Here is a 25,713-nt window from a genome sequence, read left to right as displayed (position 1 = left end):
AAGCAGGATCCTTCCGTTTGACAAGGGTGGCCGGGGTACGGTCACACTCCGCTGGTGGGGTCGTCGTGCAGCGGCGCCCCCGGGACGGTGGAGGGGTCGGGCGGAGCGCAGCCTGTGCTGCCGGCGCCGACCAGCTCACGTAACGACCGGGAGAGAAGAGCGAAGGTGTCCCCGAGCAGCGAGACCGCGCACGGACAGCGACTCGTCATTGTCGAGTCGCCGGCCAAGGCGAAGACGATCAAGGGCTACCTTGGCCCCGGCTACATCGTCGAGGCGAGCGTCGGGCACATCCGGGACCTGCCCAGCACAGCGGCCGAGGTCCCGGACAAGTACACCGGCGAGGTGCGCCGCCTCGGCGTCGATGTCGACCACGACTTCGCGCCCATCTACGTGGTGAACGCGGACAAGAAGTCCCAGGTCAGCAAGTTGAAGTCGCTGCTGGCCGAGTCCGACGAACTCTTCCTCGCCACTGATGAGGACCGCGAGGGCGAGGCCATCGCGTGGCACCTCCAGCAGGTCCTGAAGCCCAAGGTGCCGGTGCACCGGATGGTGTTCCACGAGATCACCAAGACCGCGATCCAGGAGGCGGTGGCCAACCCGCGCGAGCTGAACCAGCGCCTGGTCGACGCCCAGGAGACCCGCCGCATCCTCGACCGCCTCTACGGCTTCGAGGTCTCGCCGGTGCTCTGGAAGAAGGTCATGCCGAAGCTGTCGGCCGGCCGCGTCCAGTCCGTCGCGACCCGCCTGGTGGTCGAGCGGGAGCGCGAGCGGATCGCCTTCCGCAGCGCCTCCTACTGGGACCTGGTCGCCACCTTCGGCACCGGCCGCACCCCGGCCGACGCCGCCAACCCGGAGACCTTCGGCGCCCGGCTCTCGGCCGTCGACGGCAAGCGGATCGCCAGCGGCCGCGACTTCGGTTCGGACGGCCGGCTGAAGGCCGGCAGCGTCAACACCCTGCACCTGGACGAGCAGGCCGCCCGCGCGCTGGCCGCCGCCCTGGAGCAGACCTCGTTCGGTGTCCGCAGCGTCGAGTCCAAGCCGTACCGCCGCTCGCCGTACGCGCCGTTCCGCACCACCACGCTCCAGCAGGAGGCCAGCCGCAAGCTGGGCTTCGGTGCCAAGCGGACCATGCAGGTGGCCCAGAAGCTGTACGAGAACGGCTTCATCACCTATATGCGTACCGACTCCACCACGCTGTCGGAGACCGCGATCTCGGCCGCCCGGGCGCAGGTCACCCAGCTCTACGGGGCCGACTACCTGCCGGACGCGCCGCGCACGTACGCCAGCAAGGTCAAGAACGCCCAGGAGGCGCACGAGGCCGTCCGCCCCTCCGGCGACCGCTTCCGCACCCCGGCCGAGACCGGCCTGAGCGGCGACGACTTCCGGCTCTACGAGCTGATCTGGATGCGCACCGTCGCCTCCCAGATGAAGGACGCGGTCGGTCAGTCGGTGACCGTGAAGGTCGGCGGCCGTTCCGCGGACGGCCGGGACGCCGAGTTCTCCGCCTCGGGCAAGATCATCACCTTCCACGGCTTCCTCAAGGCCTACGTCGAGGGCGCCGACGACCCGAACGCCGAGCTGGACGACCGCGAGCGCCGGCTGCCGCAGGTGACCGAGGGCGACCCGCTGTCCGCCGAGCAGCTCACCCCGGAGGGCCACGCCACCAAGCCGCCGGCCCGCTACACCGAGGCCTCGCTGGTCAAGGAGCTGGAGGACCGGGAGATCGGCCGCCCGTCCACCTACGCCTCGATCATCGACACCATCATCGGGCGCCGCTACGTCTTCAAGAAGGGGACGGCACTGGTGCCGTCGTTCCTCTCCTTCGCCGTGGTCAACCTGCTGGAGAAGCACTTCGGCCGGCTGGTCGACTACGACTTCACCGCGCGGATGGAGGACGACCTCGACCGCATCGCCGCGGGCGAGGCGCAGTCCGTGCCGTGGCTGAAGCGCTTCTACTTCGGTGAGGGCGAGGGCCACGCCACCGGCGGCGCCGCCGAGGCCGGCAACGGCGACGGCGACCACCTGGGCGGTCTGAAGGAACTGGTCACCGACCTCGGCGCGATCGACGCCCGGGAGATCAGCTCGTTCCGGATCAGCGACGACCTCACCCTGCGGGTCGGCCGTTACGGCCCGTACGTCGAGCGCGCCTCCACCGTGGAGGGCGAGCCCGGCCGGCGCGCCGACATCCCGGACGAGCTGCCGCCGGACGAGCTCACCGTCGAGCTGGCCGAGGAGCTGCTGGCCAAGCCCAGCGGCGACTTCGAGCTCGGCCAGGACCCGGTCAGCGGCAACCAGCTGGTCGCCAAGGACGGCCGGTACGGCCCCTACGTGACCGAGATCCTGCCCGAGGGCACGCCGAAGACCGGCAAGAACGCCGTGAAGCCGCGGACCGCGTCGCTGCTCCAGTCGATGTCGCTGGACACCGTCACGCTCGACGACGCGCTGAAGCTGCTGTCCCTGCCGCGCGTGGTCGGTCTCGACCAGGAGGGCGTGGAGATCACCGCGCAGAACGGCCGCTACGGGCCGTACCTCAAGCGCGGCACCGACTCCCGCTCGCTCACCAGCGAGGAGCAGATGTTCACGGTCACCCTGGAGGAGGCCCTGGCCATCTACGCCCAGCCCAAGCAGCGCGGCCGGGCCGCGGCCGCGCCGCCGCTCAAGGAGCTGGGCACCGACCCGGTCAGCGAGCGTCCGGTGGTGGTCAAGGACGGCCGGTTCGGCCCGTACGTCACCGACGGCGAGACCAACGCGACGCTGCGCAAGGACGACGAGGTCGAGACCATCACTCCCGAACGCGGCTACGAGCTGCTGGCGGAGAAGCGGGCCCGCGGGCCGGTGAAGAAGACGGCCAAGAAGGCCCCGGCGAAGAAGGCGGCGGCCAAGAAGACCGCCGCCAAGAAGACCACCACCACCAAGACGGCCGCGGCCAAGACCACGGCCAAGAAGACGACGACCAAGGCCGCCGCGAAGAAGACGGCGACCAAGAAGGCCGCCGCGAGCAAGACCGCCGCCGTCGACGAGGGCTGACCCTCCACCAGCGGCACCGGGCCCGCGCCCTCTTCGGAGGCGCGGGCCCGAGGTCTGTGGACGACCGGTGCGCGGCGCGGTGCGCGAGCACCTCCGGCGCGGGGTGGCGAGCGTGTGCGCGGCGCGTCACAACCCTGCAATGACGGGCATCCGGAAGCCCGCACCCCTCTTTTCCGACCGGTGCCGACCGCTACGCTGACCGTATGACGAGCGAGGAGCAGCCCACCCCCGGCACCGGCGGTGCCGCCAGAGCCGGCACGCCCGACCTGCCGGAGGTCGCGCCCGCCGGAACCCCCGGTGAGCGCGCCCGGGCACTGTTGCGGCTGCGCCCCTACCGCCGCCTCTGGACCACCCAGCTGATCGGCGGCACCGCCGACCGGCTCGGGCTGCTGGTGCTGCTCGCGCTGACGGTGATCGCGGCCGCCCTCGGCGGGCAGTTCGGCGACCTGCCGCGCAGCCTCGCCTTCGCCGTCGCCGCGGTCTTCGCGGCCCGGCTGGCCGCCACCCTGCTGGTCGGCGCCGCCCTGCTCGGCCCGGTGCACGGGCTGCTCAGCGGCCGCCTGGACCGGCGCTGGACGCTGCTCGGCGCCGACGCGCTGCGGGCCGTGCTGATCGGCGTCGCGCCCTGGTGGATCGTCTGGCTGGGCTCCGACGCCGGGCCCTCCGCCGCCGCGACCTACGTACTGCTCGCCACCGTCTTCGTGACCGGTGCGGCCGAGCGGGTCTGGGCGATCGCCAAGGGTGCCGCCGTACCCGGCCTGCTGCCGCCGGCCAACCCCTTCGCGCCCCCCGGGGAGCAGCGTCCGTCCGCGGCCAACCTGGAGAGCGTGCGGACGCTGGACCGCCGCACCGGCTGGGCCACCGTGCCGCTCGCGGCAGCCGCGCTGGTCGCGCTCACCCTGGTCAACAACGTCTTCGCGGCCCTCGGCTCGGACTGGCTGCGCGTCCACCAGACCACCTTCGCGGCGCTCGGCGCGGCCGCCCTGTTCACGGTCTCGGCCGTCCGGGCGTACCTCCAGCAGCTGCCCGGCGGTCCGACGGTGGCCCCTCCGCACTCCCCGCTGCGGAGCCTGCGCGCGCCGACCGACGCCACGCCCGGCCCCGCGCTGAGCAAGGGCCGCACCGGCGCCGCCCCCTACTTCACCTTCTCGGTCGCCGCCGCCTTCGCCTCGATGGCGGGCGTCGCGGCGCTCGCGCTGCTGACCGCCGCCGAGCACCGGGCCGGGCCGATCGGCTACGGCCTGCTGGTGCTCGCCGCCGTCGGCACCCCGGCGCTCGGCTCCCGGCTCACCCGGGCCACCCTGCCCGCGCTCTCCCGCCGCCGGCTGCTCGCACTGGCGCTGCTGACCGAGGGCGTCGCGCTGATCCTGGCCGGCCTGGTGCTGGACTTCGTCCTGGTGCTGCTGCTGACCGTGCTGGCCGGCCTGGCCGCCGGGATCGTCGTCTCGGCCGGGCGCTCGCTGCTCGCCCAGGAGGTCGAGGAGGCGCGGCTCCCGAAGGTCGACGAGCACCTGTACGCGGTGCTGCGGGCCGTGGTGGGCGGCGCGCTGATCGTCGTCCCGCTGATCGCCGCGGCCTACGGCGAGGTCGAGTACGGCACGGTCGAGCCCGGCTCGTTCACCTTCATCCACGGCGGCGCGGCCCTCGCGGTGGCCACCGCCGGGCTGCTGACGCTGGTGCTCGCGGCCGTCGTGCTGCTCAAGACCGACGACCGGCGGGGCACCGCCCCGTTCGGCCGGGACCTCGTCGACGCCGTGCGCGGCGCCGCCGGTCCGGCCCCGCACCGCACCACCGGTACCGGCTTCTTCATCGCCCTGGAGGGCGGCGACGGCGCCGGCAAGTCCACCCAGGCCCGGGCGCTCGCCGAGTGGATCCGGGGCAAGGGCCACGAGGTGGTGCTCACCCGTGAGCCCGGCGGCAGCCCGGTCGGGCAGCGGCTGCGCGGCCTCGTCCTGGACGTCGGCAACACCGGTCTGTCGCATCGCGCCGAGGCGCTGATCTACGCCGCCGACCGGGCCGAGCACGTCGAGAACGTCATCCGCCCGGCGCTGGCCCGCGGCGCGGTGGTCATCACCGACCGCTACATGGACTCCTCGATCGCCTACCAGGGCGCCGGGCGCGACCTGGCCGCCACCGAGGTGGCCCGGATCTCGCGCTGGGCGACCGGCGGGCTGGTGCCCGACCTGACCGTCGTCCTCGACGTCGACCCGACCAGGGCCCGGGAGCGGTTCACCGAGGCGCTGGACCGGCTGGAGTCCGAGCCGACCGAGTTCCACCAGCGGGTCCGGTCCGGCTTCCTCTCGCTGGCCGCCGCCGACCCGGCCCGGTACCTGGTCGTGGACGGCAGCCAGCAGCCCGGCTTCGTCACCACCGCGATCCGCCACCGGCTCGACCGCGAGCTGCCGCTCTCCGAGCAGGAGAAGGCCGCCCGGGTCGAGCAGGAGCGGCTGGCCCGCGAGGAGGCCGAGCGCCGCGCCGCCGAGGAGGCCCGCCGGCGCGCGGCCGAGGCGGAGGCGGAGCGCAAGCGGTTGGAGCTGCTGGAGCAGCTCCGCGCCGAACAGGCGGAGAAGGTGCGGCTGGCCAAGGAGGAGGCCGAGCGGGTCGCCGCCGAGGCGGCGCGCAAGGCGGCCGAGGAGGCCCGGCGCAAGGCGGAGGAGGAAGCCCGCCGGCGGGCCGAGGAGGAGGCCAGGCAGCGTGCGGCTGAGGAGGCCCGGCTCGCCGCCGAGGCCGCCGAGCGCCGGCGGCTCGCCGAGGAGGCGGCCGCCCAGGCGGAGCTCCAGCGGCAGCGTGAGCTGCAGCGCGAGGAGCAGCGCCGGCGCGCGGAGGAGGCGCTGCAGCGGGCCGAGGAGGCCCGGCTGGCGCAGGCCGCCGCGCTCGCCGCGGCCGCTGCCGCCGCCGAGAGCGCGGCGGACCGGGCGGACCGGCCCGCTCCGCCGGCCGACGACGTGACCACCGAGCTGCGGATCGTGCCGGAGCCCGAGGACGCGACCCAGGAGATCTCCGAGCGGGACCGCCGGGCGGCCGTCCGGGCGGCCGAGGCGGCCGGCGCCGCGGGGGCCGGTGGCGCTTCCGCGTCCCGGGCTCCGGAGGCCGACGCGACGGCGAAGCTGCCGGTCGTCCCCACCGCTCCGGCGGACGAGACGGCGGTGCTGCCCCGAGTCCCTTCGGCGGACCCCGACCGGTCGGGTGCCGGGCGGCGCGACCACGCCGACCGGACGGAGGTGCTGCCGCGGGTGGAGCCGACCCGTCCGGCGGACCGGACCGAGGTGCTGCCGCGGGTCGAGCCGACCCGTCCGGCCGGACCGGCCGGACGGGAGACGCCGGTCGACAGCACCCGCGAGCTCCCGGCGGTGGAGGAGCAGCCCGCCGCCGAACCGCGCCCCCGGCCCTCCTGGGCCGAGGAGACGCCGATGGACGACCTGCCGAGCCTCACCGACACCCTGCTGGGCTCGCGCGACGAGTGGGCCCGCTGGGAGCAGGGCGGCCCCGCCGACCCGGCGCCGCAGGACCCGCGCGGTGGCGCGGCCGCTCCTCCGGCCGGCCCCGGCGGGCCGGAGGGCCGTGGCAGGACGGACGCCCAAGGCGGGTCGGACGACCGGGGCGACGGCAAGGGCAAGGGCCGGCGCTGGGGGCGCCGGAGCTGACTCGGTCCCGGCCCGCGCGGTCCCACGCGGCCCACGCGGTCCACGTGGCCCACTCGGCCTGGTGGGCCGACTCGGCCGGGGCGGGGCAGGGGCCTGAAGGACGGTGGGCGGTGCGGCCGGGGCGGTGCTCCGGCGGCACCGCCCACCGTCGTACCGGGCACGTATGCTCGACTCCGGGAAACCGTGCCCGGGGCGCCGTCCGCCGCCCGGGTGACGGACGCCGGCGCAGTCCGTACCGAGCTTGGGAGCAGCAGTGGCCGTCTGGGACGACCTGGTGGGCCAGGAGCGGGTGGTCGAGCAGCTGAGCGCCGCGGCCCGGGCGGCCTGGGCGACGGCCGCCGCCGGTCGCGGGGCCGCGCCGGAGCCGGGCGGCAACGCCTCGCTGATGACGCACGCCTGGCTGTTCACCGGTCCCCCCGGAGCCGGCCAGATCACTGCGGCCCGCGCCTTCGCCGCCGCCCTCCAGTGCACCAGCCCGGATCTCGCGCTCGGCGGTACGCCCGGCTGCGGGTTCTGCGACGGCTGCCACACCGTGCTCGCGGGCAGCCACGCGGACGTGAAGTACGTGCGCACCGACGGCCTGTCGATCGGCGTCGGCGACATGCGCGCCCTCGTACTGCGGGCGTCCAGCTACCCGACCGGCGGCCGCTGGTCGGTGATCCTGGTCGACGCCGCCCACCGGCTCACCGAGGCCGCCGCCAACGCCCTGCTCAAGGGAGTGGAGGAGCCCTCCCCGCGCACCGTCTGGCTGCTCTGCGCGCCCTCCGTGCAGGACGTCCTGCCCACCATCCGCTCGCGCTGCCGGCTGCTGGTGCTGCGCCAGCCCGCCGCCGAGGCCGTCGCCGACATGCTGGTGAACCGCGACGGTGTCGACCCCACGACGGCCCGGATGGCCGCGCTCGCCGGCCAGGGGGACATCGAGCGCTCCCGTCGGCTGGCCGTCGACGACCAGGCCCGCACCCGGCGCACGGACGTGCTGCGGATCCCGCTGGAGGTCGGTGACATCGGTGGTTGCCTGGCCGCCGCCCAGCGGCTGGTCGACACGGCGAAGGCCGATGCCGAGGCGCTCGCCGAGACCCAGGACGCCAAGGAGACCGGCGACCTCAGGGCCGCGTACGGCGCGGCCGAGGGCAGCAAGGCTCCGCGGGGCATGGCCGGCGCGGTCAAGGAACTGGAGAAGCGGCAGAAGAGCCGGGCCACCCGGACCCGCCGGGAGACGCTCGGCGTCGCCCTGCTCGACCTGCTGAGCTTCTACCGGGACGTGCTCGCCCTCCAGCTGGGCTCCACCGGCGCGCTCTCCAACGAGGACCAGCGGCAGGCCCTGAACCGCGTCGCCCAGGCTGGCCCGCCGGAGGGCACGCTGCGGCGGATCGAGGCGGTGCTCGCCTGCCGGCAGGCGCTGGACCGCAACGTCGACCCGCTGCTCGCCGTCGAGGCGATGACCGTCGCCCTGCGCGCGGGCTGAGTCGGCGGACGCGGATGGCGGCCCGGGGCGGGGCCGTCACCGGTAGGACCGCCGGGGGCCGCCGGTAGGGCCTCCCGCGCTACCCGGGTGTCCCACCTTCGAGTGAACGGGCCGTACGCGCCGGGGACACCTGCGTGTGACGGCCGGATCGCCCTGCACGCTGGGGCCGACTGCGCCCCGACGCCGGGGCCGTCGCGTCCCGTCCGGCACCGGCCCCCACCGGTCGTCCGGCCCTCCTCCCGAGGCGGTGCGTCCCATGGTCCGTTCGCTCCTCGTCGTCCCCCTGCTGGCAGCCGCCTCGGGCGGGATCTGGCTCGCCCGAGGCGCCCTGCTGCGCTGGCGCGACCTGCGGTCCGCCGAGACCTACGAGCTGACCGGTGATCAGCGGCCGATGCTGCTGCGCGCGGCCGGCGCGATGGTCTGCGGCATCTGCGTGACGGCACTGACCGTGTTGACGGCCCTGGGCACCTTCGGCACCTTCGGCGGACCGGCCTCGCGGTCCGACTCCGCGGAGCTCACCGCCGACAGCACGGGCCAGGGCGGGAGCCGGCAGGCCGCGCCGCCCGCCGACGAGGCACCCGCTCCGGTCGCCCCGGCTGTCGCGCCCGCGCCCGCGCCCGCTCCTGCTCCAGCCCCCGCCCCCGCGCCGGCCGCCAGCCGGTTCGACAGCGTCGGCCACCCGGGCGGCGGCGAGCTGCTGCAGTCCGCCGTCCCCGGCCCGGACGGCCACCCCCGCAACGTCCGGGTCTGGCTGCCCGCCCAGTACGCCAAGGACCCGAACGCCCGCTTCCCGGTGGTCGTGATGCACGCGGCCACTCCCCGGATGACCGCCGACACCGAAGTCCCGGACGTCTTCGAGGGCCTCGGCTCCGCCGTCCAGACCGGCAAGGCCCGCCCGTTCATCCTGGTGGCCCCCGAGGCGCCGAACGGCACCGCGCACCCGTGCGAGCTGGTCGCCGCCGCCCCCCAGGCCATCGCCGACGACGCCGCGCTGCGCACCACCATCGCGGCCACCTTCCGCACCCTGCCGCCCGGTCCGGCCTCCTGGGGCACGCTGGGCGTCGAGGCGGGCGCGCCCTGCGCGGTGGCCGCCGGGCTGGCCCGCCCCGACCTGTACGGCGCGGCCGCCGCGGTCTCCGGCCGGTACGACACCGTCGCGCTGACCCGCACGGGGGCCGAGGCCCCCGCCAACGCCGCCCCGAAGCTGCTCCTGGCCGCCGCCAAGGCCGACGCCGCGGGCCTGGACGCGGCCCGCAAGCTGCAGACCGCGCTGCACGGCGGCGCCGGCGCGTCAGCCCGTGCCGACGTCCGGATCTCCGAGAACGTGCAGGACTACACGGCCGACCGGGAGCGGCTGCGGCTGGTCCGCCAGGCGGTCCAGTACCTGGCCGAGACGCTGGCGAAGGCGTCCTGACCAGGGTGTCCGCGAAGGCTACGCTTCGCGGTACCCAGGGCGCCGGCAGCGGCCGCGCCCCAGCACCTGAGAGGGACCGGATGAGGTCGGAGCGGGGCATGCGGGCGCGAGTGGTGGCCGCGGCACTGGCGGTCGCGGGGTTGTTGGTCGGCGGGTGCAGCTCCTCCTCGTCCACCCCCGGGGCGGCCTCCTCGGACACCACCGCGCCCGGCGCCGCCCCGTCCGGGTCCCTCGCCTCCGGGGGGCCGGCGGCGGCCGACGCCCGTCCCGGTGTCACACCGCTGGAGCCGCTCCCGGCCGCCTTTCCCGCCGCGCTGGCGCCGTACTACGGCCAGCGGCCCGCCTGGCATCCCTGCGACGACGGCTTCGAGTGCACCACCTTCACGGTGCCGCTGGACTACGACCGCCCGGGCGGCGGCGACCTCACCCTCTCGGCGGTCCGGGCCGTCGCCGTCCCGGCGGACCCGGACCAGGGCGGGGCCCCCGGCGCGGCCGGCGGCCGGCTCGGGTCGCTGCTGCTCAACCCCGGCGGCCCCGGCGGCTCGGCGATCGAGTACGTGGAGGCCGTCGCGAAGAGCTACGACAGTGCCGTGCGCGCCCGGTACGACCTGGTCGGGCTCGACCCGCGCGGCGTCGGCCGAAGCAGCCCGGTGACCTGTCTGACCGGGGAGCGGATGGACGCGTACACCGCCGCCGACATCACCCCCGACGACCAGGCCGAGATCGACGCCCTGGTGGCCGCGGACCGGGAGTTCGCGGAGGGCTGCCGGCAGCAGGCCGGCGACCGGCTCGGCCACCTCGGCACCGTCGAGGCGGCCCGCGACATGGACGTCCTGCGGGCGCTGCTCGGCGACGAACGGCTCAACTACGTGGGCAAGTCCTACGGCACCTTCCTCGGCGCGACCTACGCCGGTCTCTTCCCCGGCCGGACCGGCCGGATCGTGCTGGACGGCGCGATGGACCCGTCACTCGACTCGATCAGCGGCAACCGCACCCAGGCCGGCGGCTTCGAAACCGCCTGGGCGGCCTTCGCCAAGGACTGCGTCAAGCGCGAGGACTGCCCGCTCGGCCGCACCGAGCAGCAGGCGGGCGAGCAGCTCAGCGCCCTGTTCGCGGCCATCGACGCCAAGCCGCTGACCACCGTCGACGGCGCCCGCCGGCTCACCGAGTCCCAGGCGACGACCGGCGTCATCCAGGCCATGTACGCCGACTTCCTCTGGCCCAAGCTGCGCACCTCGCTCGCCGATGCCAAGGCCGGTGACGGCACCGGCCTGCTCAAGCTGTCGGACTCGTACTACGAACGCGGTCCGGACGGCTCGTACCCGAACCTCATGTTCGCCAACATGGCGGTGAACTGCCTGGACCTGCCCGCGCCGTTCACCGGCCCGGCCGACGTCCAGCGGGCCGTGCCGGACTTCGAGCGGACCTCGCCCCGGTTCGGCCGCGACATGGCCTGGATGGCGCTGACCTGCAGCTACTGGCCGGTCCGGGCCACCGGCGCCGCGCACACCGTCCGGGCCGCCGGCGCCGCTCCGATCGTGGTCATCGGCACCACCCGCGATCCGGCCACCCCGTACGCCTGGGCGCGGTCCCTCGCCGGGCAGCTGGAGTCCGGGCGGCTGCTGACCTTCGACGGCGACGGCCACACCGCGTACGGACGGCACGACGAGTGCGTCGACGGGGCGGTCAACGCGTACCTGCTGGGCGGTCCGGCGCCGGAGCAGGGCAAGCGCTGCGGCGCGTAGAGGGGGAGAGGAGCGGCGGGTAATTTCGGCTTCAACCGCCGACCGGTGCGACGTTACGATGAGCGCCCCGCAGCCCCTGCCACCCCCACCGGAGCCCACCGTGCTCGGAGTCAACGACCTGGCGACGTACATCCTCGGCGCCCTCGTGATCATCCTCCTCCCCGGCCCCAACTCCCTGTACGTGCTGTCCGTCGCCGCCCGCAAGGGCGTCCGGACCGGTTACACCGCCGCCGCCGGCGTCTTCGTCGGTGACTTCACCCTGATCAGCCTCACCTCGCTGGGCGCCGCCTCGCTGCTGGAGGCCAACCCCGCGGTCTTCGCCGTGGTGAAGTTCGGCGGCGCCGCCTACCTGCTCTGGATCGGCGTCGGCATGCTCCGCGCCGCCCGCCAGCTCTGGCGCGAGCACCGCGCCGCCGCGGCCGCCCCCGACACCGCTGCGGCCGCCGTCCCGGACTCCACCGAGCGCCCGTTCCGCCGCGCCCTGGTGATCAGCCTGCTGAACCCGAAGGCGATCCTCTTCCTGCTCTCCTTCTTCACCCAGTTCGTGGACCCGTCCTACGGACAGCCGGCCCTCTCCTTCGCCCTGCTCGGCGGCATCCTGCAGACCTTCAGCCTGCTCTACCTCTCCATGCTGATCTTCGCGGGCACCACCCTCGCCACCGCCTTCCGCCGCCGCAAGCGCCTCTCCGCCGGCCTCACCAGCGGCGTCGCCGTCCTCTTCGCGGGCTTCGCCGCCAAACTGGCCGTCTCCTCCGCCTGATCCACCGCCGCGGAACCCCGTTACGGATCACCCGCGAACCTGTGTAGACTGGCCCGCGTTGCCACCACGTGCGGCAACGGTGCCGCCTTAGCTCAGTTGGCCAGAGCAACGCACTCGTAATGCGTAGGTCATGGGTTCGAATCCCATAGGCGGCTCTGTAGAAGCCCCAGGACTCACTCGCCGTGACCTGGGGCTTTTGCGTAGGCGGATGCCCTCGCGTCGGCGGATGCCCGCGATCGGGTGTGCTGTGGTCCCGGGTCGGAGGTGTCGGCCGGCGGCCGGGCGTGGGTTCGGATGGCCACGGGTGAACGTTGCGGTGGGGCCCGGTCGCTTGGAGCGACCGGGCCCTTCGCGTTGTCCCGGGGTGGCGGTAGGGGGTGGGTAGGGGTGGGGTGGGGGTGCGAGAGGGGGGACGGGCATCTGGTCGTGGTGGGGCGGCGGGGCTTGAATGGCAGCCAGGGTGGGCCGTCGTGGGTGGCCCCGGGGAGGGGGAGGGGATGGGAATGCCACGGTACGCAGCAGCGCCGGAGCGGAGCAGTCTCTGGATCCGGCGGTTCCAGCCGGCGCCCGCCGCACCGGCGCAGTTGGTCTGCTTTCCGCACGCCGGGGGGTCGGCGGGGTACTTCCTGCCGGTGGCGCGGGCGATGCCCACCTCGGTGGACGTGCTCGCGGTGCAGTACCCGGGGCGGCAGGACCGGGCCGGGGAGGCCTGTGTCGAGGACGTGCACGCGCTCGCGGACCACGTGGTGCGGGAGTTGCTGGTGTGGGCGGACCGGCCGTTCACGCTGTTCGGGCACAGCCTCGGGGCGTCGGTGGCGTTCGAGGTGGCGGTCCGGATGGAGCGGGCCGGGATGGCGTTGCAGGGGGTGGTGGTCTCCGGGCGGCGGGCGCCGTCGCGGCCGCGGGACACGGCGCAGGACGTGCACCGGTCGGACGACCGGGCGCTGATCCGGTCCCTGGAGCGGTTGAGCGGTACGGATCCGTTGATGCTGCGGGACCCGGAGTTCCTGGAGATGGTGCTGCCGTCGGTCCGCAGCGACTACAAGGCCGCCGAGACGTACCGCAGCCGGCCCGGCCGGGACCGCATCGGGCAGCCCGTCCTGGTGCTGACCGGGGACGCGGATCCGCAGGTCACCGCGGCGGAGGCGGAGGCGTGGGCCGAGCACACCACGGCGGGCTGCTCGGTGCGGACCTTCTCGGGCGGGCACTTCTTCCTCGACGACCACGCGCTGTCGGTGATCTCGGCGATCAGCGGATTCGCCGCCGGTCGGCACCTTCCGGCCCGGCTCGGTTGACCTGGGCCGTGGGCCACTGATCGTCCGCCCGCCCGTCCCTCTCCGGAGGGGCGGGCGGTTCGCATTTCCGGGATCTTTATGACGGGCGGAAGAATCGTTTGGCCATCTATTATCTGACAAATTGCGGCGCTTGTGATTCTTTCCAAAAATGCCTCGCATCCCCTTCCGTGCACCGTTAGTATCGGAACGAATGCTTTCGGTGATCGTTCGAGCCGGCTCGCGAAGGGGGTAGCCATGGGTGAGCGGTTGCGCTCCGCGCTGCGTCACGTCGCCTACCCGTTCCTGCTGGTCACGCTCGTGTCGATAGCGGTCGCGGCCCTGCGCTGGCGCTGGGACCTCGGGCGGGTGAGCCAGTTCTTCCTGCTCGGCACGATCGGCTATCTGACGGTTCTGGAATGGCTGATCCCCTACGAACCGGAATGGCGGCCGAGCGTCGGCGAGTGGGGCTGGTACGGCGCCTACTTCGTGCTGACGATGATCGGTGGGGCACTGTCGCAGGTGCCGGTGTCGGCCATGGTCGGGTGGGCGGCGCCGCCGCATCCGGTGCTGCCGCTCTGGGCGGAGATCCCGGCGGCGCTGCTGCTCGGTTCGCTGGCCAACTACCTGATGCACCGCTGGAGCCACACCAATCGCTGGCTCTGGCGCCTGCACGGGGTGCACCACGTGCCCGACAAGGTCAATGTCGCCAACAACGGGGTCAACCACATCGTCGACGTGGTGCTCACCCAGGGCGCCGTGCAGCTCTCGCTCGCGTTGGCGGGGTTCTCGGCCGAATCGGTGTTCGTGGTGGGCCTGTTCGTGGTCGCCCAGGGCTATTTCGTGCACGCGAACGTCGATGTCCGGATCGGTGCGCTCAACCACGTCTTCGCCGGCCCGGAGCAACACCGGCTGCACCACAGCGTCGATCTGGCGGAGGCCGGGCACTATGGGTCCGACCTCTCGATCTGGGACCACGCCTTCGGGAGTTTCACCTGGCAACCGGGCCGTCGGCCGGCCGCGGTGGGGCTGCTGCGCCCGTCCGACTTCCCCCGGACGCGCGAGGTGCTCGCCAGTCACCTCCAGCCCTGGCGAAGGCCGGTGCAGGCCGACGACTTCCCGGCCTGACGCCCCGCCGGCCCGGCCGGTCCGCCCGCCCGGCGCCCCTGTCCGTCCGTTCCGACTTCTCGCCGACCGCTGCCTCCTCTTGTCCGCTGCGATCCCGAACCCGTTCCGGTGGCGTTGCCCCGCGACCCCGTAGTCCCTTGCTTCGCGCCCACCGCCCGCCGCCCATTCCCCGCTCGCACTCCTCGCCGGCCCTCGGCCTGTCCCCTTCGGCCGGTCCGGTCTCCGGCCTGCCTGGAACCGGTCCGCAGCCGCCGTCCCCACGCCCGTGCGGTGCTCCCACGCCCGTGCCGCGCGCGCGAACGCAGCGACACAAGGACTCGACCATGACGGATTCATGCCTCGCCGCAGTTCCCGATCCCTCTGATTCCCCGACCGCCTCCGACACCCGCTACGCCACCGCCGCCGCTACCGCCGCCTCCGTGCCCGCCGCCGCTTCGGGCACGACCGCCGTCGTGCCCGCTCCCGCCGGGCCTGCCGACGGACCGGAGCGGATCGACGGACCGGAGCGGATCGCGATCATCGGGATCGGCTGCCGGTTCCCGGGCGGTGCCAGTGACCACCGGTCGTTCTGGCAGAACCTGGTCGACGGCAAGGACTGCATCACGCCGACGCCGCGCAGCCGGTACGACGTGGCCACCCTCGGCAGCCGGGACAAGGCCAAGCCAGGCCGACTGGTCGGCGGCCGGGGAGGCTACATCGACGGCTTCGACGAGTTCGACCCGGCGTTCTTCGGGATCAGCGGCCGGGAGGCCGACCACATGGACCCGCAGCAGCGGAAGCTGCTGGAGGTGGCCTGGGAGGCGCTGGAGGACGGCGGGCAGAAGCCGGGTGAGCTGGCGGGGCGTGACGTCGGGGTCTACGTCGGCGCGTTCACCCTGGACTACAAGATCGTCCAGTTCTCGGACCTCTCCTTCGAGACCCTGGCCGCGCACACCGCCACCGGCACCATGATGACGATGGTGTCGAACCGGATCTCGCACTGCTTCGACTTCCGGGGGCCCAGCGTCTCGCTGGACACCGCCTGCAGTTCCTCGCTGGTCGCCGTCCACCTCGCCGCCCAGAGCCTGCTGCGCGGCGAGACCGACCTCGCGCTGGCCGGCGGCACCCTGCTGCACATCGCGCCGCAGTACACCATCGCCGAGACCAAGGGCGGTTTCCTCTCGCCGGAGGGCCGCTCGCGCACCTTCGACGCCTCGGCGGACGGCTACGTCCGGGCCGAGGGAGTCGCGGTCGTCGCGCTCAAGCGGCTCTCCGACGCCGTGCGCGACGGCGACCCGATCCACGCCGTGATCATCGGCAGCGGGGTCAACCAGGACGGCCGCACCAACGGGATCACGGTGCCCAACCCGGACGCCCAGGTGAGCCTGATCGAGCGGGTCTGTGCCGAAGCCGGCATCACGCCCGGCAGCCTCCAGTACGTCGAGGCGCACGGCACCTCCACCCCGGTCGGCGACCCGATCGAGGCGAACGCCCTGGCGCGGGCGCTGGCGGTCGGCCGCCGCCCCGGCGACAGGTGCTACGTGGGCTCGGTCAAGACCAACATCGGGCACACCGAGTCCGCCTCGGGCCTGGCCGGGCTGATCAAGTCGGCGCTGGCGCTGAAGCACCGCCTGATCCCGCCGCACATCAACCTGGAGCGGCTCAACCCGGCGATCGACCCTGCCACCCTGCCGTTCGAGATCCCGTCCGAGCCGACCCCCTGGCCGGACCACCGGGGCCCGGCCAGGGCCGGGGTCAACTCCTTCGGCTTCGGCGGCACCAACGCCCACGTCCTGCTGGAGGCCGCTCCCGAGCCGGCACCGGCCGAGGAGCCGTCCGAGCCGCCGGAGGGCCCGGCCGTCCTCCCGCTCACCGTCCTGCCGCTCACCGCCCGCGACGCCGCCGCCCTGCCCGAGCTGGCCGCCGGTATCCAGGGCGAGCTGGCCGGTGCGCGCGGCGGCGCCCCCGCCCGACCGGCCGACCTCGGGCACACCCTGGCCCACCGCCGCCAGCACCTCGACTCCCGGCTCTCCGTGGTCTACGACTCGCGCGAATCGCTGGACGAGGCGCTCACCGCGTACCTGCGGGGCGAACCGCACCCCCGGGTGCTGACCGGCCAGCGGCGCGAGGCTCGGCACCGCCGGCTGGCCTGGGTCTTCACCGGCATGGGTCCGCAGTGGTGGGGGATGGGCCGCCGGCTCTTCGCGACCGAGCCGGTCTACCGCGAGGCCGTCGAGCGCTGCGCCGAGCACCTCGCCGAGCTCACCGGCTGGTCGCTGACCGACGAGCTGGCCGCCGACGAGGCGCACTCCCGGATGGCCGAGACCTGGCTCGCCCAGCCCGCCAACTTCGCCGTCCAGATCGGCCTCGCCGCGCTCTGGCGCAGCCGCGGGGTGCGTCCGGACGCCGTGGTCGGCCACAGCACCGGGGAGGTGGCCGCCTTCCACGAGGCCGGGGTCTACGACCTGGCCGACGCGGTCAAGGTGGTGGTGCACCGCAGCCGGCTCCAGCAGCGGCTGGCCGGTACCGGCGGCATGCTGGCGGTCTCCCTCACCGAGGCCGAGGCGGTCCGCCGGATCCGCCCGTACGGTGACGCGGTGTCGGTGGCCGCGATCAACAGTCCGACCTCGCTCACCCTCGCCGGGGACGAGACGGTGCTCGCCGAGCTGGCCGCCGCGCTCACCGCGGAGCAGGTCTTCGCCCGCCCGTTGACCGTCGAAGTGCCGTACCACAGCGCCCGGATGGAGTTGATCAAGGACGAGCTGCTGGAGTCGCTCGCCGACCTCAAGGCCCGCCCCGCCCAGGTGCCGCTCTACCTCACCGGCCGGGAGGGCACCGCGCACGGCACCGAGCTGGACGCCGGCTACTGGTGGCACAACGTCCGCGACAGTGTCCGCTTCCAGCAGGCCGTGCAGCGGCTCGGGGACGACGGGTACAGCCTCTTCCTGGAGGTCGGACCGCACCCGGTGCTGGGCCGCTCGATCCAGGAGACGCTGGAGGCCCGGCCCGGCGGCGCCGACCACCCCGACGTCCGGACGCTGCCCTCGATCCGCCGCCAGGAGGACGAGCGGACCACGTTCACCGCCTCGCTGGCCGCCCTGCACAACCTCGGGGTCGAGGTCGACTGGTCGGTGCTGCAGCCGACCGGGCGCCCGGTCCCGCTGCCGCGCTACCCGTTCAAGCGGGACCGGCACTGGGTCGAGCCCCGGGCGGTGGAGCAGGTCCGCCGGGGCCGGCAGGACCACCCGCTGCTCGGCCGCCGCCTCGCGGGGGGCGAGCCCGCCTGGGAGGCCCGGCTGGACGCCGAGGTGCTGCCGTACCTGGAGGACCACCGGATCCAGGGCCGGGTGCTCTTCCCTGCCGCGGGGTACCTGGAGATGGCCGTCCAGGCGGTCCGCGCGCTGACCGGCGGGGCGGACGCGGCGCTGGCCGGGATCGAGCTGCGCAAGGCGCTCTTCCTGCCCGACGAGGAGAGCCGCGCCGTCCAGCTCACCCTCTCCGCCGAGAACGGCTCGTTCACGATCACCACCGGCACGGCCGTCACCACCGGCTCGGCCGGGACGGACGGCGACGCCGACGGCCCCGGCGGGGCCGGGCCGGACCGCACCGTCCACGCCGTCGGCACCGTCCGCCCCGGCCAGCGCCGGCGGCCCGGCCACCGGCTGGACGCCGAGCCGATCCGTGAGCGCGCCGCCCGCCACCTGGCCGGCCCCGACTGCTACCGCGAGCTGGCCGGTCTCGGCTACCACTACGGGCCGGCCTTCCAGGGCATCGACGAGGTCTGGATCGGCCCCGGCGAGGCGCTGGCCGTCGTCCGGCCGACGGCGGCGATCGCAGGGCAGGGCGCCGGCCACCAGGTGCACCCGGTGCTGATGGACGCCTTCTTCCAGACCCTGCTGACCCCCCAGCTCCTGGTGGCGGCCGGTCCTACCGGCACCGGCATCAAGCTGCCGCTCGCCATCGACGAGGTCCGGCTGGACCCGGTCGGGGAGCAGCCGCTCTGGGTACACGCCACGGTGACCCGGGACGGCGGCGACGAGCTCGTCGGGGACATCGCCGTCTACGACGGGAGCGGCACCCCGCTCGGCGGGATCACCGGGTTCCGGGCCGCCGACGTGGAGAAGGCCTCCACCGCGGTCGGCCTCGCCACCATCGACGGCTGGCTGGTGGAGTCCTCGTGGTCGGAGCTGCCGGGCGCCTCGGACGCCCCCGACCTGCTGGCCGAGCACCCGGACCACTGGCTGCTGTTCGCCGATGCCGGCGGCGTCGCCGAGGAGCTGGCCGACCGGATCACCGGGTGCGGTGGCAGCTGCCACCTCGTCCGCCCGGGCAGCTGCTACCGGACCGCCGCGGACGGGCGGGAGTCCACCGTGGATCCCGGCTCCGCAGCGGACCTCGGCCGGCTGCTGGCCGACCGGCGGGCCGCCGGGGCCGCCGATCCGGCCGCCGTCGTCCACCTGTGGAACCTCGACCGGCCCGCGCTGGCGGGCGCCGACCACGCCACGGTGGCGGGTCACACCGGCGCCGGCGCCTACAGCCTGGTCACGCTGGCCGCCCTGCTCTCCGCCGAACTGCCCGACTGCAGACTGCACATCGTCACCCGGGCCGCCCAGGCCACCGCCCCCGACGAGCCGGTCGAGCCGCTCGGCGCGCCCGCCTGGGGGATCGGCCGGGTGCTGCGCCACCAGGAGCTGCCCGGCCACCCCGGCAAGCTGATCGACCTCGGTCCGGCCGGCCCGGCCGGAGCGGAGGCGGCCGCACTGCTGCGCGAGTTCGCGCTGGCCGACGAGGACGAGATCGCGCTGCGCGGCGGGCGCCGGCTGACCAACCGGCTGCGCCCCGCCGAAGGGCTGACCGGTCCGCTGCCGCCCAGCCTGCGCGCGGACGGCAGCTACCTGGTGACCGGAGCGTTCGGCGCCCTCGGCCGGCTGCTCTGCCGCACCCTGGTCCGTCGGGGCGCCCGCCGGCTGATCCTGGTCGGCCGCAGCCCGCTGCCCCCGCGCGAGCGGTGGCGCGGCCTCGACCCGGAGAGCCGGGCCGGTCGCGGTGTCGCCTTCCTGCGCGAGCTGGAGTCGCTCGGCGCCCAGCCCGTTCCGGTGTCGCTGGACATCACCGACGAACGCGCCCTCGCGGACTGGCTCGCGGAGTACCGGGCGCTGGAGTCGCCACCCGTCCGGGGCGTCTTCCACCTGGCCGGGCAGGTCCGCGACACCCTGGTGGCGGAGCTTGACCGCGAGGTGTTCGACGCCGTCCACGGCCCCAAGGTGCTGGGCGCCTTCGCCCTGCACCGGCAGCTGGCCGGCGAGCCGCTCGACCACTTCGTGCTGTTCGCCTCGATCGCCTCGTTGCTGACCACCGCCGGCCAGACCAACTACGCGGCCGGGAACGCCTTCCTGGACGCGCTGGCGCACCACCGCCGCGCCCTCGGCCTGCCCGCCCTCAGCCTGGACTGGGGCCCCTGGGCGACCGGCATGATCGAGGAGCTCGGCCTGGTCGAGCACTACCGCAACAGCCGCGGCATGAGCTCCCTCGCGCCCGAGAGCGGGATGGCCGTGCTGGAGCGGGTACTGGGCCAGGACCGCGCCCAGTTGCTGGTCGCCACCGTGATCGACTGGCCGCTCTTCCTGTCCTGGTACCCGGCCCCGCCGCCGCTGGTCGCCGGTCTGGCCGCCGCAGCCCGGGAGAACGCGCCGGCGCCGCGGCGGAGCAGCCTGCTGGAGGTGCTGCGGGCGGCAGGCGAGGAGGAGCGCCGGGAGCTGCTCACCGAGCGCTTCGTCGCGCTCGCCGCGACCGTGCTCGGGGTGCCGGCGGAGCAGATCGAGCCCGGTACCGGCCTGAGCGGGCTCGGACTGGACTCGCTGCTCGCGATGGAGCTGCGGGCCCGGCTCAACACCGAGCTGGGCACCGCCCTCCCGGTGGTGGCGCTGCTCTCCAACGCCCCGGTGACCGAGCTGGTCGCCCAGCTGTACGCCGGTCTGGCCGAGCTGATCGAGGACGACGGCACCGGCGCCGGCGCGGCCGAGGTCGAGCGGTACGAGGACGAGTCGCAGCACCCGCTGACGCATAACCAGAAGGCGCTCTGGTTCCTCAAGCAGCTCAACCCGGACGGCTTCGCCTACAACATCGGCGGCGCGGTCGAGGTCCGGGTGGAGCTGGAGCCGGAGCTGATGGCCGCCGCCTTCCGGACGATGGTCGGGCGCCACCCCAGCCTGCGGGCCAACTTCGTGCTGGACGGCGGCCACGCCGTGCAGCGGGTCCGCGCAGAGGTCGAGCCGGACTTCGGGGTCTTCGACGTCCAGGGGCTGGAGTGGGCGGAGGTCCACGACCTGATCGTCCGCGAGTACCGCAAGCCGTACGACCTGGAGCGCGATCCGCTGGTGCGGTTCCGGCTGTTCAAGCGCGGGCCGGAGCAGTGGGTGATCATGAAGGCCGTCCACCACATCATCTCGGACGCGATCTCCACCTTCACCTTCATCGAGGAACTGCTCGCCGTCTACGAGGGGCTGCGGCAGGGCCGGGCGCCGGAACTGCCCCCGGTCACCGCCCGCTACCTGGACTTCCTCAACCGGCAGAACGAGTTCCTGGCCGGCCGCGAGGCGCCGCGGATGCTCGACTACTGGCGCTCGCACCTGCCCGCCGAGGTGCCGATCCTCAGCCTGCCCACCGACAAGCCGCGCCCGGCGGTGCAGACGCACAACGGCGCCTCCGAGTTCTTCGTGCTGGACGAGCGGCTCAGCGCCCGGGTGCACGCGCTGGCCCGGGAGCACAACGTCACCGTCTTCATGGTGCTGCTCAGCGCCTACTACCTGCTGCTGCACGCCTATTCGGGCCAGGACGACATCATCGTCGGCAGCCCGGTGACCGGCCGCACGGACGAGGAGTTCGGCTCGGTCTACGGCTACTTCGTCAATCCGCTGCCGTTGCACGTCTCGCTGGCCGGGGCGCCGACCGTGGCGGAGCTGCTGGCCCAGGTGCGCACCACCGTGCTGGGCGGGCTGGACAACCAGGAGTACCCGTTCGTGCTGCTGGTGGAGAAGCTCGGACTGCAGCACGACCCGAGCCGCTCGGCCGTCTTCCAGGCGATGTTCATCCTGCTGCACCACAAGGTGGCCACCGAGAAGTACGGCTATCACCTGGAGTACATCGAACTCCCGGAGGAGGAAGGGCAGTTCGACCTCACACTGTCCGCCTACGAGGACGAGGCGGAGCGTCGCTTCCACTGCGTCTTCAAGTACAACACCGACCTCTTCCTGCCGGAGACGATGGCCCGCCTCGCCGGGCACTACACCAACCTGCTGGAGGGGCTGACCGGGGCCGGCGCCGAGCAGCCGGCCACCGGGCTGGAGCTGCTCGGTCCGGTGGAGCGGGCCCGGGTGATCCAGCGGTGGAGCGGTGCCGAGCGGCGGGTGGCCCACGAGGAGCCGGTGCACGAGCTGATCCTCCGGGCGGCCGCCGCCGATCCGGACGCCCGGGCGGTGGCCGCTCCGGCGGAGTCCGGCCCGACCGCCCGGCTGAACTACGGCGAGCTGGCGCGCCGCTCCCGGAGCGCGGCGGCCCGGCTGAGGGCCCTCGGCGCCGGGCCGGGCTCGGTGGTGGCGCTCTGCCTGGACAAGTCGCCGGAGCTGGTCGTCGCCCTGCTGGCCGTGCTCCGCACCGGGGCGGCCTACCTCCCGCTGGATCCGGGGCACCCGGCCGACCGGCTGGCTTACATGATCGAGCACGCCGGCGCCGGGCTGCTGGTCGGTGACCCGGAGCGGCTCGGCGGGCTGCCGGTCCGGATCGTCGCACCGGCGGAGTTCACCGGAGCGGACGAGCCCGGCGGGACCGGCACCACCGGCGGGTCCGCGGGGTCCGCGGGGTCCGCGGGGTCCGAGGCGTCCGGGGGCTCCGCCGGCGGGTTCACCGACGAGCCGGTGGACCTCGACAGCCCCGCGTACGTCATCTACACCTCCGGCTCCACCGGCCGGCCCAAGGCCGTCCGGGTCTCGCACCGCAACCTCGCCTCGGCCTACCAGGCCTGGCGCGCCGAGTACCGGCTGGACACCGACGCCAGGGTCCACCTCCAGATGGCCGGCCCGTCCTTCGACGTCTTCACCGGCGACTACGTCCGCGCGCTCTGCTCGGGGGCCACCCTGGTGCTGGTCGGCCGGGAACTGCTGTTCAACACCGCGCGGCTCTACGAGGTGATGCGGACCGAGCGGGTGGACGCCGGGGAGTTCGTGCCCGCGGTGGTCCGGACCGTGATCGGCCACTGCGAGCGGTCCGGCCTGCGGCTGGACTTCATGCGGCTGCTGGTGGTCGGCTCGGACGTCTGGAAGGTCGAGGAGTACGAGCGGCTGCGCGCGCTGTGCGGCCCGCGGACCCGCCTGATCAACTCCTACGGCCTCACCGAGGCCACCATCGACAGCGCCTACTTCGAGGGCCCGGCGGACGGTCTGGAGCCCAGCCGGATGGTCCCGATCGGGCGGCCGTTCCCGAACAGCGCCTTCTACCTGCTGGACGAGCAGGGCCGGCCCGTCCCGCCGGGTGTGCCGGCGGAGCTGTGGATCGGGGGCTCCGGAGTGGCCCTCGGCTACGTCGGCGACGAGGAGCAGACCGCGCGCCGCTTCGCCACCCTGCCGCTCGGCGGGGCCGACGGTACCGAGCCGGTCCGGCTCTACCGTACCGGCGACCTCGCCCGCTGGGACGCCGACGGCGGGGTGCACCTGCTCGGCCGGGCCGACTCGCAGATCAAGGTGCGCGGTCACCGGATCGAGCTGGGCGAGATCGAGACCCAGCTCGCCGAGTGGCCCGAGCTGGCCCAGGCGGTGGTGACCGTCCGGCCGGACCGCAGCGGCGAGAACGTGCTCTGCGCCTACTGCGTCCCCGCCCCCGGGCGGACGGTCGACCGCCGGGAGCTCCGTCGCCACCTGGCGGGCTACCTGCCGACCTTCATGATCCCGACGTACTTCGCCGAGCTGCCCGCGCTGCCGCTCACCGCCAACGGCAAGGTGGACGTCGCCGCCCTGCCCGCGCCCCGGGCGGAGGCCGAGGACCGGGCCGCCGAACCGCCGGTCACCCTCTACGAGGTCCGGATGGCCGAGCACTGGCGGGCGTTGCTCGGCGTCGAGGGGCTCGGCCTGGAGCACGACTTCTTCGAGTGCGGGGGCAGTTCGATCAAGCTGATCGAGCTGATCCACGGGCTGCAGGGCGAGTTCAACATCAGGATCCCGGTCAGCCAGCTGTTCAAGGTCACCACCCTGCACGGGATGGCCAGGACGCTGGAGCACATCATCACCGGCCGGCTGGAGGGCGCCCAGCCCTACCTCTGGTTCAACCAGGAGCAGCAGCAGACCATCTTCTGCTTCCCGCCGGCCGGTGGCCACGGCCTGGTCTACCGGCAGTTCGCGGCGCACCTGCCGGAGTACCGGATGGTCGCGTTCAACTACGTCGCGGGGGACGACAAGGTCACCCGCTACGCCGATCTGATCGACACCATCCAGCCGGACGGGCCGTGCGCGCTGCTCGGCTACTCGCTCGGCGGGAACCTCGCCTTCGAGGTCGCCAAGGAGCTGGAGCGGCGCGGCCGGGCGGTGCCCAATGTGGTGATCATGGACTCGCACCGGATCCCGGAGTTCTTCACCCTCGGCGACGAGCACGTCCAGGCCTTCGAGCAGGAGCTGGCCGAGCACCTGCAGCGGCACACCGGTTCGGAGATCGTCGCCCAGGAGACCCGCGAACAGGCCAGGGACTACCTGCAGTTCTGCAGCCGTACGCCCAACCTGGGGGTGATCGCCGCACCGGTCAGCGTGATCTCCGACGACGTGAAGGTGGCCCTCTACGCGGCCGGCGAGCACGGTGCCTGGCACGGCAGTTCGGCCACCGGTACGGCGGTGTTCCGCGGCTTCGGTACCCACGCCGAGATGCTCGGCCACGAGTACATCGCGCGCAACGCCGGGCTGGCCAGGGAGATCCTCGCCGGGGCCACCGCCGATGCGTCCTGAGCCGTGCACCTCCCCGCGGCCCGGGTCCGGCGACCCGGCCCGCCACCCCGGCAGTCCCAGTAGCCCCCATGGCCATGGAAGTCCCTCACGAGAGGTGGACCACCTCATGCTCAGGCAGCAGCCGCCGCTGTCCTACCCGTTCGCGTCGCTCGGCCTCGACCTCCACCCCCGGTACGCCGAGCTGCGCGAGCAGCCGCTGGCCCGGATCCGGCTGCCCTACGGTGACGGCGCCTGGCTGGTCACCCGCTACGAGGACGTCCGGACGGTGCTGGCCGACCCGCGCTTCAGCCTCGCCGAGGCGATGGGCCACGACCAGCCCCGGATGCGTCCGGTCGCCCGCAGCGGCGCCGGGCTGTTCTCCACCGAGCCGCCGGAGCACACCCGGCTGCGCTCGCTGGTGGCCAAGGAGTTCAGCGCCCGACGGGTCGAGCGGCTGCGCGTCCGGGCCAGGGAGCTGGCCGACGAGCTGGTCGACGGCCTGCTCGCGGCGGGTGCGCCGGCCGACCTGGTCGAGGACTTCGCGATCCCGATGCCGACCACCATCATCTGCGAGGTCCTCGGCATCCCCGCCGAGGACCACCGGATGCTCTGGCAGTGGGCGGAGACGGTGCTCTCCGCCGTCACCCCCGGCGAGGTCCTCGCCGTCGAGGGCCAGGCGTTCATCGAGTACATGGCCGGCGTGCTGGACCTGCGCGGACGCGAACCCGGCGAGGACCTGCTGACCGTCCTGGTCCGGGCCTGCCGCGAGCAGGGGCTGATCAGCGAGGACGAGCTGCTCTCGATCGCCTGTGACCTGCTGATCGCCGGCTTCGTCTCCACCACCAACCAGATCGGCAACTTCTTCCACCAACTCCTTGTCAATCCGGAGGAGTTGCGCCGCCTTAGGGCGAAGCCCGAACTGATCCCGAAGGCCGTCGAGGAGCTGATGCGGTACGTGCCGCTGCTCACCGGCTTCAGCCTGCCGCGCTACGCCACGGCCGACGTCGAGCTGGGCGGGGTGACGATCCGGGCCGGTGACGCGGTGATGATCGCCACCGCCGCGGCCAACCGCGATCCGGAGGTCTTCGAGGAGCCGGAGCGCCTCGTGCTGGACCGCCAGGGCAATCCGCACATCGGCTTCGGCCACGGCGTGCACTACTGCATCGGCGCCCATCTGGCCCGGCTGGAGCTCCAGGTGGCGATCGAGACGGTGCTGGACCGCCTGCCCGGCCTGCGGCTGGCCGTCCCCGAGGACGAACTGCGCTGGAAGGCGGACGCGATGGTGAACGGACTGCAGGCGCTCCCGATCGCCTGGTGA

At 74.1% G+C, this 25,713-nt stretch carries 10 protein-coding genes and 1 tRNA gene; all 11 read left to right on the top strand.

What is annotated here, in order from left to right; genetic code table 11:
- Nucleotides 1-165: 165 nt before the first annotated feature.
- The 11 genes from topA (at nt 166) to OG618_RS17830 (ending at nt 25,713) form a co-directional block, all read left to right on the top strand.
- Nucleotides 166-3,027: a type I DNA topoisomerase gene (gene topA, locus OG618_RS17880; protein ID WP_329488493.1), complete on the top strand. Its 2,862-nt coding sequence runs from the start codon at nt 166-168 to the stop codon at nt 3,025-3,027.
- A gap of 203 nt (nt 3,028-3,230) precedes the next feature.
- The gene (gene tmk, locus OG618_RS17875) at nt 3,231-6,671 is read left to right on the top strand and encodes a dTMP kinase (protein ID WP_329488491.1); all 3,441 of its coding nucleotides are present in this window, start codon (nt 3,231-3,233) and stop codon (nt 6,669-6,671) included.
- Between the two features lie 253 nt (nt 6,672-6,924).
- Nucleotides 6,925-8,136 (top strand): DNA polymerase III subunit delta', encoded by a 1,212-nt coding sequence (locus OG618_RS17870; protein ID WP_329492156.1) that lies wholly within the window; start codon nt 6,925-6,927, stop codon nt 8,134-8,136.
- A 256-nt stretch (nt 8,137-8,392) separates the two neighbouring features.
- A complete protein-coding gene (locus OG618_RS17865; RefSeq protein ID WP_329488490.1) occupies nt 8,393-9,550 on the top strand; it encodes a hypothetical protein in 1,158 nt (385 codons plus the stop codon).
- A 98-nt stretch (nt 9,551-9,648) separates the two neighbouring features.
- Complete coding sequence (locus OG618_RS17860; RefSeq protein ID WP_329488489.1) at nt 9,649-11,295, top strand: alpha/beta hydrolase; 1,647 nt, start codon at nt 9,649-9,651, stop codon at nt 11,293-11,295.
- A gap of 100 nt (nt 11,296-11,395) precedes the next feature.
- Complete coding sequence (gene leuE, locus OG618_RS17855; RefSeq protein WP_329488488.1) at nt 11,396-12,055, top strand: leucine efflux protein LeuE; 660 nt, start codon at nt 11,396-11,398, stop codon at nt 12,053-12,055.
- Between the two features lie 81 nt (nt 12,056-12,136).
- A tRNA-Thr gene (locus tag OG618_RS17850) sits at nt 12,137-12,210 on the top strand.
- A gap of 348 nt (nt 12,211-12,558) precedes the next feature.
- Complete coding sequence (locus OG618_RS17845) at nt 12,559-13,350, top strand: thioesterase II family protein (RefSeq protein WP_329488487.1); 792 nt, start codon at nt 12,559-12,561, stop codon at nt 13,348-13,350.
- A gap of 234 nt (nt 13,351-13,584) precedes the next feature.
- Nucleotides 13,585-14,454 (top strand): sterol desaturase family protein, encoded by an 870-nt coding sequence (locus OG618_RS17840; RefSeq protein ID WP_329488486.1) that lies wholly within the window; start codon nt 13,585-13,587, stop codon nt 14,452-14,454.
- A gap of 323 nt (nt 14,455-14,777) precedes the next feature.
- Nucleotides 14,778-24,416 (top strand): non-ribosomal peptide synthetase/type I polyketide synthase, encoded by a 9,639-nt coding sequence (locus OG618_RS17835; RefSeq protein WP_329488484.1) that lies wholly within the window; start codon nt 14,778-14,780, stop codon nt 24,414-24,416.
- Between the two features lie 106 nt (nt 24,417-24,522).
- A complete protein-coding gene (locus OG618_RS17830) occupies nt 24,523-25,713 on the top strand; it encodes a cytochrome P450 (protein WP_329488483.1) in 1,191 nt (396 codons plus the stop codon).

This window comes from Kitasatospora sp. NBC_01246, assembly GCF_036226505.1.
GTDB lineage: Bacteria > Actinomycetota > Actinomycetes > Streptomycetales > Streptomycetaceae > Kitasatospora.
Note: the sequence above shows the minus strand (reverse complement) of the source record. Positions and strands in the feature narration are given on the sequence as shown.